Below are 4,593 nucleotides of genomic sequence, written 5' to 3'. Positions count from 1 at the left end.
TCTCGGAAAACGAAGATCATCATGCTTCAAAGGCCGGACGACCAACCTGCCAGCAGGCGCTTACGGCTGATACGCTCAACGCGAAAAAAGATCAGCGCTCTGAAAGCGTGTTGTGCAGACCTTCCCTAGTATTCCGTCCCAGAAATAACTTTACGTAAATTCAGATTGGTCTATGATCGAATCACGATGAGTTGGAGGCGATCATGGGACGCAAAGGAATCGAGGTTGTCGTGTCGGAACTGGAGCGAGAACAATTGCTGTCAATGAGCCGCTCGCGTTCGCTGCCTCACTCTCTCGTGCGCCGGGCAAAGATTGTCTTGATGGCCGCTGACGGTCATACGAGTCAGGAAATTGCGACGCAGTGCGAAGTAACACCACCCGCGATTACGCACTGGAAGAAGCGCTTTGTTGCCCATGGACTTGCCGGTCTGCATGATGAAGCCCGTCCAGGCCGGCCTCGCACGCATGATGATGAAGCAGTAGCGGAATTGCTTGCGAGGATACTGCATGAGAAGCCGGACGGGGCAACGCACTGGAGCGTGCGCTCCGCTGCTGCGCAGACAGGGATCTCGAAGAGTTCGGTGGCCCGATATCTGTCGTTGTTCGGCGTACAGCCTCATCGGTCAAAAAGCTTCAAGCTGTCTAATGATCCCTACTTCGTGGAGAAGGTGCGCAATATCGTCGGGCTGTACCTGAGCCCGCCGACCAATGCCCTGGTGCTGTGCGTCGACGAGAAGAGCCAGTGCCAGGCGCTGGAACGTACGCAGCCGATGTTGCCGATGGGGTTGGGCTATCTCGAGGGAGTGACGCATGATTACGTCCGGCACGGCACTACCACTCTGTTCGCCGCGCTCAATACGGCAACGGGTGAAGTTATTGCGCAATGTAAGCCGCGCCACAGACATCAGGAATTCCTGGCGTTTCTCAAACTTGTGGACCAGGCGGTGCCTGCCGATCTCGATGTACATCTGATCGTCGACAACTACGCGACACACAAGCATCCGAAGGTCAGGGCGTGGCTGGCCAAGCATATGCGCTACCACATGCACTTCACTCCGACCTACTCAAGCTGGCTGAATCAGGTTGAACGCTGGTTTGGCCTGATTACGCAACAGGCGATCCGTCGAGGGTCGTTCAGGAACGCGCGCCAACTCATTGCCGGCATCGAGCGCTATATCGAGCACTACAACCAACACGGCCGGCCGTTCGTATGGACCGCGACCGCCGATTCAATCCTCCAGAAGGTGGCTCGGCTATGCAAAGTTATTTCTGGGACGGAATACTAGGTTGTGTTCACATTCTCACGAGCGGTCCAAAGGCACAGGCAAGCGAAGCGAAGGCGAGTAGTTCCCTGCGAGCTTGTCATATCGAGTGGCGACACGACGAAAATGTTTGATACGACTGAAAAAGCGTTCGACGATGTTCCGGGTCCGATACAGCACGCGGCTATAGCGACGCCTGATCTTTCGGTTCGAACGCGGCGGGATTACGGCCTTCGCACGCGTGGTGCGAATACTCTCTACGAAGGCGTTCGAGTCGTAGCCCTTGTCAGCGATGATCGCGCCGGCGCGCAAATGCTCAACCAGTTCATTCGCGCACGTAATATCGGAAACTTGTCCCTCGGTGGCAATCAACCGCAGGGGACGTCCGGCATCATCGACGGCCAAGTGCAACTTGGTGGTCAGTCCACCTCGCGAGCGTCCGAGCGCTTGCGGTCCGTTTTTTTTCGAGCTCCGGACGAATGCTGGTGCGCGCACGATGGTCGAATCGATCAACACATGCTTGATCTCGGTTTCGTCGGCCACGGCGGCGTGGATAACGCGTTCCCACACACCCTTGCGACGCCACCTGGAGAAACGCATGTAGACCGTGTGCCATCGGCCGAGCGCCTTCGGCAAATCACGCCACGGGCAGCCGGTCCGGCCGATCCAGAGGACAGCTTCGACAAACCAGCGATTGTCGGTCGCCGTTCGCCCTGGATCGCCCTCCTTGCCCGGCAAGACGGATTCGATTCGTGCCCATACTTCATCGCTCAACAACGTTCGAATCATCTTGGCCTGCTCGCGCAAAAGACAAGATGTAAACACATTTCATCGAATGTAAACAGACCCTAGGGATACCCAAAAAGGCGACTTTTGACGCCCGATGCTCAGTGTCCTAGTCCAGTGAACCAATGAAATTGCACTGATCTAATAGTGCATGGGCAAAATGAATCTGAGTGAAACCGAGCGCGAAGAACTGATGTCGATGCAGCGCAGCCGCACAATGGCCGTTGGCGAGGTGAGGCGTGCGCGGTTGATCCTGCTGCTCGACGAAGGAGCCTCGCGTGCGGCGATCATGGCCGAATTGCGATGCGATTCGCGTTTCATCACAACGTGGCAATCGCGTTTCGCCAGTGAGCGCCTTGCTGGCCTGTACGGCAGACATCCAGGCCGTGCGCCGCGACCTGACCTCGCGGGCCTTGAAGCGAGAGTGCTCGACTACACGCTGCGACGCAAGCCGGCCGACGGCTCGACGCACTGGAGCAGCCGCAAACTGGCGGCACAGCTGGGCATGGCCTTCATGACCGTGCAACGTATCTGGCGCAAGCACGACATTCGGCCACATCGTCTCGATACGCACATGGTGTCCAACGATCCTGACTTTGAGACCAAGGCCGCCGATGTGATCGGGCTGTACCTTAATCCGCCGTTGCATGCGGCGGTGTTCTGCGTGGACGAGAAGACAGCCATCCAGGCGCTGGATCGCAAGGACCGGATGTTGCCGCTCTCGCCCGGGCGTGCCGAGAGTCATGGCTTTGAATACAAACGCAACGGCACCCTGAGCCTGTTCGCGGCATTGAATGTCGCCACCGGCGAAGTGCTGGGCAAAACCGCGCCGCGCCATACCAGCGCCCAGTTTGTTGCGTTCCTCACCGAGGTAGTATCGGCGCAGCCACGCGGAAAGGAGATTCACGTGATATGTGACAACGTGAGCAGCCATAAAACCGACGCTGTTCAAATATTTCTGGCCGACCATCCGAAGGTCTCGATACATTACACGCCCACGCATTCGTCATGGCTGAATCAGGTCGAGAACTGGTTTGCCCGCATCCAGCGCGACGTCATTGCGCGTGGCGTATTCACCAGCACCAGGGATCTCGACAAAAAGCTCATGCGGTACATACTTCAATACAATAAGCAAGCACTCCCATTGAAATGGAAGTACTCCGATCCATCGCGGCGAATCCGGTGCAATTCATCTGGTTCAACGGACTAGTGGAGATATAGTGAACAAATCCCAACTGCAGTCCTCGCTCTCTCTTCATGAAACGGTCCGTGAGGAGATTCGCAGCCGAATTGCGGCGGGCACATACGCGCCGGAATCGCCGATCCCTTCGACCGCGATGCTGAGCGAGGAGTTTGCCGTTAGCACGATCACCGTCAAACGTGCGTTGCGCGACCTACAGGCTGCAGGCGCCATCGTCTCGATACCTGGAAAAGGTACGTACGTCAAGCGGCAGCTCAGATCGCTGCGACAACTCGATGTTAAGCAGCCCTTTCTCAATGAGGCGACCATTCGCCCCATGTCGGTAACACGAGAAAAGATACTAGACCCAACAATGGCTTACGTTGCGCCCCCAGATCACGCGATGTTGTGCGTTCGGAAGACGATCTGCTCAGACGACGCGCCCTTAGTGTACGACACCACATACATTTCGACTGATATGGGTGACCAGATAGTCGAGGAGTTCGCTGGTCACTTTGTTGTGGACGTATTGGAAAAGCACGGAATCCACGTAGTCAAAACGCACCTAGTCATAGACGCCGCTCCAGCAGCAGGCACGGTCGAAGAAATATTTGGAATACCGAACGGGTATCCCACTTTACGCCGGCTGTACAAAATGGTCACGAGCGATCCTAGCGTTACGGTTTATGGTGTCCTGCAAGCACCGTTTGATCGGCTCGCATGCAAGGTCGACTTCGAATGGACACAGAGCGTGGCATCTGCGCCGCCGCGAAGCAGGCGGCGCAGATAGCCCTTCGTCCCGCCACCACTTCTCTCTCAGCGCCGAAGGATGGACTGGAGATCACGACCGAAGCGACCGCCGTTCAGGTACGTGTCGGATGGTGTCGGTATTTGTGCGGCTGCTTGTTCGCTCTCAAGTCCCTTATCGAGGTAAGCGGCTCGCGTGGGCCGCTCTCGACGTTGTGCGCGTAAGTGAGGCATGCTCGGCGAGCATGGTTCTGTCTGTGCCTACCCGCAATCAGGGCATGGAGGCAGGAGGGCCGGCCTTGCCGCGCAGCCTGGGGGCCACGTTCCAGGGCAGTAGCTCTTCGATGCGATTGATTTCGTGATCGGCGATATGAGTCAAGACGTATTCGAGATAGGCTCGCGGATGGAACTGTCGCAATAAGTCGTTCTGCTATGCTGACGGGCCTTAATGCGTGACGTGATCGATGACCGAGAAGCTGGGTCCGGGTGTAGGAAAAGTACTCAAACGCTTGCATTACCCGCTGGACGTGATGTTGCTGTGGGTTCGGTGGTACGTGGCCTATGCGCTGAGCCTGCGTCATCTCGAACAGATGATGGCCGAGCGCGGGATTGCGGTCG

General features: G+C 57.0%; 4 protein-coding genes and 2 pseudogenes. 4 read left to right on the top strand and 2 right to left on the bottom strand.

Going from position 1 to position 4,593, the window contains the following annotated elements:
- The first annotated feature begins 203 nt into the window (after positions 1-203).
- Positions 204-1,286 carry an IS630 family transposase gene (locus AB4Y40_RS42570; RefSeq protein ID WP_368692963.1) on the top strand — a complete coding sequence of 361 codons (1,083 nt, stop codon included), beginning with the start codon at positions 204-206 and terminating at the stop codon, positions 1,284-1,286.
- Positions 1,287-1,293: 7 nt separating this feature from the next.
- On the opposite strand, the gene AB4Y40_RS42565 is transcribed toward AB4Y40_RS42570, so the two are convergent.
- Positions 1,294-2,051, bottom strand: a protein-coding gene (locus AB4Y40_RS42565) for an IS5 family transposase (protein WP_368692962.1) whose coding sequence is annotated in 2 segments (ribosomal slippage) — positions 1,294-1,343 and positions 1,343-2,051 — 759 coding nt in all. Because the reading frame shifts where the segments join, the coding sequence is not laid out codon by codon here.
- 148 nt (positions 2,052-2,199) lie between these two features.
- Between AB4Y40_RS42565 and AB4Y40_RS42560 the strand changes: the two genes are divergently transcribed.
- Positions 2,200-3,258 carry an IS630 family transposase gene (locus tag AB4Y40_RS42560; RefSeq protein WP_368692961.1) on the top strand — a complete coding sequence of 353 codons (1,059 nt, stop codon included), beginning with the start codon at positions 2,200-2,202 and terminating at the stop codon, positions 3,256-3,258.
- 10 nt (positions 3,259-3,268) lie between these two features.
- Positions 3,269-4,018, top strand: coding sequence for a GntR family transcriptional regulator (locus tag AB4Y40_RS42555; RefSeq protein ID WP_368692960.1), 750 nt, complete (start codon positions 3,269-3,271; stop codon positions 4,016-4,018).
- A 228-nt stretch (positions 4,019-4,246) separates the two neighbouring features.
- Here the strand turns inward: AB4Y40_RS42555 and AB4Y40_RS42550 are convergent.
- Positions 4,247-4,378 (bottom strand): annotated as a pseudogene (locus AB4Y40_RS42550) (transposase domain-containing protein); the annotation flags it as partial.
- Positions 4,379-4,439: 61 nt separating this feature from the next.
- Between AB4Y40_RS42550 and AB4Y40_RS42545 the strand changes: the two are divergent.
- Positions 4,440-4,593 (top strand): annotated as a pseudogene (locus AB4Y40_RS42545) (IS6 family transposase); the annotation flags it as partial.

The organism is Paraburkholderia sp. EG287B (assembly GCF_040965595.1).
In the GTDB taxonomy this organism is placed as follows: Bacteria; Pseudomonadota; Gammaproteobacteria; order Burkholderiales; family Burkholderiaceae; genus Paraburkholderia.
The sequence above is the reverse complement of the archived record's forward strand: the minus strand, read 5'-3'. Positions and strand labels throughout refer to the sequence as shown.

Bases quoted from the DNA above. Each gene is read 5' to 3' on its own strand.
- AB4Y40_RS42570 (WP_368692963.1), top strand. From the start codon at position 204: ATGGGACGCAAAGGAATCGAGGTTGTCGTGTCGGAACTGGAGCGAGAA.
- AB4Y40_RS42560 (WP_368692961.1), top strand. From the start codon at position 2,200: ATGGGCAAAATGAATCTGAGTGAAACCGAGCGCGAAGAACTGATGTCG.